The organism is Vibrio sp. 10N.222.55.A1 (genome assembly GCF_041473835.1).
Lineage (GTDB): Bacteria > Pseudomonadota > Gammaproteobacteria > Enterobacterales > Vibrionaceae > Vibrio > Vibrio crassostreae_C.
Window position 1 is genome coordinate 1 of record NZ_JBFRSX010000103.1, and the last position, 4354, is coordinate 4354.

General features: G+C 37.9%; 3 protein-coding genes and 1 pseudogene. 1 reads left to right on the top strand and 3 read right to left on the bottom strand.

Features of this window, described 5'->3' with window-relative positions; translation table 11 throughout:
• A pseudogene (locus tag AB4493_RS21275) lies at positions 1–560 on the bottom strand (hypothetical protein); the annotation flags it as partial.
• Positions 561–801: 241 nt separating this feature from the next.
• Here AB4493_RS21275 and AB4493_RS21280 point away from each other — a divergent pair.
• Positions 802–1440, top strand: coding sequence for an AcfA family outer membrane beta-barrel protein (locus AB4493_RS21280; protein ID WP_136973891.1), 639 nt, complete (start codon positions 802–804; stop codon positions 1438–1440).
• Positions 1441–2547: 1107 nt separating this feature from the next.
• Here the strand turns inward: AB4493_RS21280 and AB4493_RS21285 are convergent.
• Together AB4493_RS21285 and AB4493_RS21290 are read right to left on the bottom strand one after the other, a co-directional pair.
• Entirely contained in the window at positions 2548–3126 is a 579-nt protein-coding gene (locus AB4493_RS21285; protein WP_136973890.1) for a response regulator transcription factor, read from the bottom strand.
• Between the two features lie 121 nt (positions 3127–3247).
• Positions 3248–4132, bottom strand: a complete 885-nt coding sequence (locus AB4493_RS21290; RefSeq protein WP_136973889.1) for a LysR family transcriptional regulator — start codon at positions 4130–4132, stop codon at positions 3248–3250.
• Positions 4133–4354 lie beyond the last annotated feature (222 nt).

The window sequence follows — 4354 nt, forward strand, 5'->3', positions numbered from 1 at the left end:
ATCATCGCGTAAGTTTCACCCACCTTCGCATTGTAATTTCTTAATCTCAATCGTCCTCCTAGCAACTGTTCAACTCGATACATCGCTGTTTCTGAGAGTGAACGTCTGCGGCATCCATACCACTCTTTCCAATACTTATACGAGCCGTCTAATTTCTGACTACCCACTGAGCGATTTCGAGCGTAGCCGAGTTCCCAAAACGCTGCCCCTTCTCTTGGGGAGCAACTGCCCCTTCTCTTGGCGAGCAAGCGCAACTGCTCGCTTAATCTTAAACGCTCTCGTTTCGTCAGCGCTATCACCAGACACCTCAAGAATACTTCGATGTGTTTGCTTCGGTAAGTTCGGGAGTACTTCTCCACCTGTAACCCTCGGCTGCAATAATTTCTTTAGTGCTTGTATCGACGGCAATATGCAGCTTCCGCCGGACTCTACGCTTGCCATCAGTCCCGCGCTTGTTCTGTTTGCTTTGTGCCCACCCGCTTACCGCCTCTTCATCTATCCAAAAGGTCAGAGAACCACGGTTATATGAGTGATTGTTTATATTGCTTCCAGTTGTTTATTTTGTACGAGGTTTATGCATAGGGCTAAGAGAGGTAGTGGACGTAACTGGTCAGGGCGTAGGTTCTTGATTTAGTTCCACGGAATTACACAACAAAGTCGTTTATAGTTCACGTTAATCCGCAATGAAACGTTTTTACTAGCACTAAATAAAGAAAATACCTAACCACTTTGGGATTTAACTTACATCCAAGCCCTGTATTTATTGTTAAAACATGATTAAAAGTTTTATTAGGATTTAAAATGAAAATAATATTATTTAAAACGGCCTTGTTGAGTATATCTTTTAATGCAGTATCTTCACCTTATTTCGGATTAGAATATGGTTTAGGTTCAACAAACCATCACGTAAAAAACAATTTCATTTCATCACCCAAAACGAGCCTTAACGCAAGGAACGAAGATGGCACGTTGAATTTTTTTGTCGGTTATTCATTAGATTCGCAATGGGCAATCGAATTTGGTTACAACCAATTTAATTTGGAAGATGACCATTCCGAATTTGTCAGGTCAGACATTGTATCCGTTACCAAAGAAAAATGGGATACAACTGTAAAAGCCAAGCAACTCATTCTAACACCTATATATTCACACCATCTCAACGAAATATGGTTAACTAAGTTTAAATTAGGCTTAACCTATACTCAATACAATTTAAGAGGTGCACATTATTTTGAAGAAGAATTTCCTTCGTCAAAATATGAAATAATCACACCTATAAGCCAATACTCCAAAAACTCAAATGAAATAGGAGGTTTAATTTCTGCAGGAACAGAATATGAGGTGTACCCACAGTTAAAAGTAGGCATCAATGTTAAACATCAATTTGATCGCTTTGCTAATACGACATCATTCAGCTTTAGTTCTACTTACTACTACTAATAAACTCCCGATTTCAGATAATAAGTGCGACATTCATGGGAAGGTGTAAAAGAAGAAGCCAACGGCTGAAAGTGGTACGCTCTTCAAGTCAAAGAAACAAGCAGAGTACCACCATGAATTATCAACACTTGCATGCCACCGCTTTACTGTATATCGGGAGCTTAAACGCGACCGCAAGGAAGGTCATTATTGCTCAAATTAAGTTCAGGTGTTATCAACAAACGAACATCAGCGCGTAAATACAGAATACCTCAAGAGAGTGTTAATTTTGTCTGCCTGCTTTTAGAAACGGATTGGAATCCAGATCAAATTTCCAGTGCATTAAATAAGGTCGGTGCCGCTGTCAGCAATTAGTTGAACTACCGATTTGTTGCACAGAATAAACAGTTGGGTGGCACGTTATATCGCCACTCGAGGCAAGCTCGCAAGCGGTATCGTCAAGGTAATACAGAGAAAAGCGGCAGCGCTGTTTCTATCGATGATAAGCCAAGTATCATTGACAGTAAGAGGCGATTTGATAATTGAAAAATCGACACCGTATTAGGCAAACACAGCACTGGGACTATGGTGACTATGGTGACTATGGTGACTATGGTGACTATGGTGACTATCTTGGAGCGTAAACACGACTTTACGTCGTAAAGAAAGTGCCATCCAAACCAGCGGATGACGTGAGCAAAGCAACCGTAGAGCTACTCATGCCTTATAAGGAAAATGTCAATACCATCACGGTAGGTAACGAGAGAGAGTTTGCAGGTCATGAAAGCATCGTAAAGTAGCTGGAGAATGAGAATACTAACGAGCTTTTATGCAATATGGGAACCGACTTGACAACGGTAACAGACAGCGATATTGAATTCGCTGTATCACGGACAAATTATCGACCGAAAAGCGTTTAGATTTCAAGCAACCAGCGATTGTCTTTAAAGAAATAACATTGGCTGCTTGATATTGGAGGGTGTCGCACTTCGCAGTTGAGTTTGGGACAAGCTGCGTTATATTTAGTGTTATAAACATTGTAGAACGAGGTGTATCGCCTTCAGAGTCGTTCATCCACAGATAAACCCGTGGTTTTCTATACCTATAGATTGATTATATGGTCTCAATCTATTTAGTAAGTAAATCTACAATGCTATTTACTTCATATTTATCCAGTATTCTTCTTTTATACGTGCTTACTGTTTTGGGGCTTATCGACAGTAATTCAGCGATATTATTATTTGACTTACCTTGAAGCAGGAGGTTATAAACTGCAACCTCCCTATTGGATAGAGCATGGTCAATTGCACCAACCCCTGATTTAAAAATACTATAACCACGATATATACTATCTACCGACTCTTTAATTATACTCAAGTCTTCCGATTTACAAATATACCCATCAGCGTTAAGATTCAACGCTGCATTCATATGTATAGCGCTATCGCTCCCTGAAATAAAAAGCACTTTCCCCTTATAACCATGTGCAATTGCACGCCTCAAAAAATCAAACCCGTCACCGTCTCCAAGATTGATATCTAATATTAAAAAGTTAACATCCCCCCCTTTCAACTTAATCATTGCATCTTTGAGGTTATATGTATAATCGACCTTCCTTATGTAAGGAATTTCTTTGAGTAAATTATGAATAGAAGAGCAAACTAGTGGGTGGTCATCTATTATCAAACAATTAATATAATCCAACATTGAATCTCGCTTCTTTTTGAGCTCAAATCTATCAAAATTCTTTTATATGTCAATCTTTGATCTAGCCAAACCCCCAACAAGAGACCTTTCCTACGCAACCGTAGGAATTATCCCAACCCATCTATTTAGTGAAATTTTTAACTATTATTTTTGCGAGTAACTGTGTTAACGGAGTATCTCGATTGGCTAAGCGATAATTTATTACAATTAAAGGCTGTTCTTCAATATTATAGTTTGGTAAATCCGTAATATTAAACCCTTCAAGAGTATCGTTTAAGCAGTGAAGTATTGTAGCTGATTGACTGTTTGCTAAAATATCAAGCAAACATGATACGGTATCAACTTCACCAACCGTTTTTAAATACACTTCATTTTTATTCAATGCTTTCAAAATAGAGGGTTTCTTATGAGATGCCCCATTTGTTGTAAGCCAGAAAAAAGGTAATTCAGTCAACTGTTTAAAACTATGTCCTTTTAAGCTTAAATTAGTCACGACCTTGGGCAACATCCTTCCAAGCCCTTGTTGATAAATACTTTTTGGTAAATCTGAATTAAAATAGTGTACCCCAATATCAATATCGCCATTAGACATTGCCACATCAGACTTTTCGTCCCAACTAACAAGGATAACTTTAGCTTTAGGGAATGTTTTTATCACATCAAATACTATATTATTTCCTACCCAATATTGCATGATATTAGGCAAGGCAATTACAATATCTTCCTCATAAGATAATGGATCAAAATAATGACATTTGCTTATTGAATCAATCGTTTCAACTCCTAATGAAATAATAGGAAGTATTTTTTTCATATAAAGGCTCGGCTCAAAATCGTTCCCAACCCTGACAAATAGTGGGTCTTTTAATTGCTCCCTCAATTTAGCAAGATGCTTACTGACAGCACTCTCCGTTTTTCCTAAAACCTTAGCTACTGATTTTATTTGACGATGTTTATCCAATAAAATCAATACTATAAGCAAATTTAAATCTAACTTTGACTTCATAATGTTAAGCGAAATTTTTATATTACATCTATATATAGTATAGTCACGCCCCCCATTATTAAAGCAATCTTTCAATATTTTCAATCAAATGAACAATTTGATAGTAGATGCTATTGGCTCTGTTGTGTAATTCAGTTTAGAGACAGAGCCGCCCCATTTCACGTGCTTTTTAGTCAATACAATAAGTTTCAGGCATACCTAACCCCAGGGCGGGATCGCACT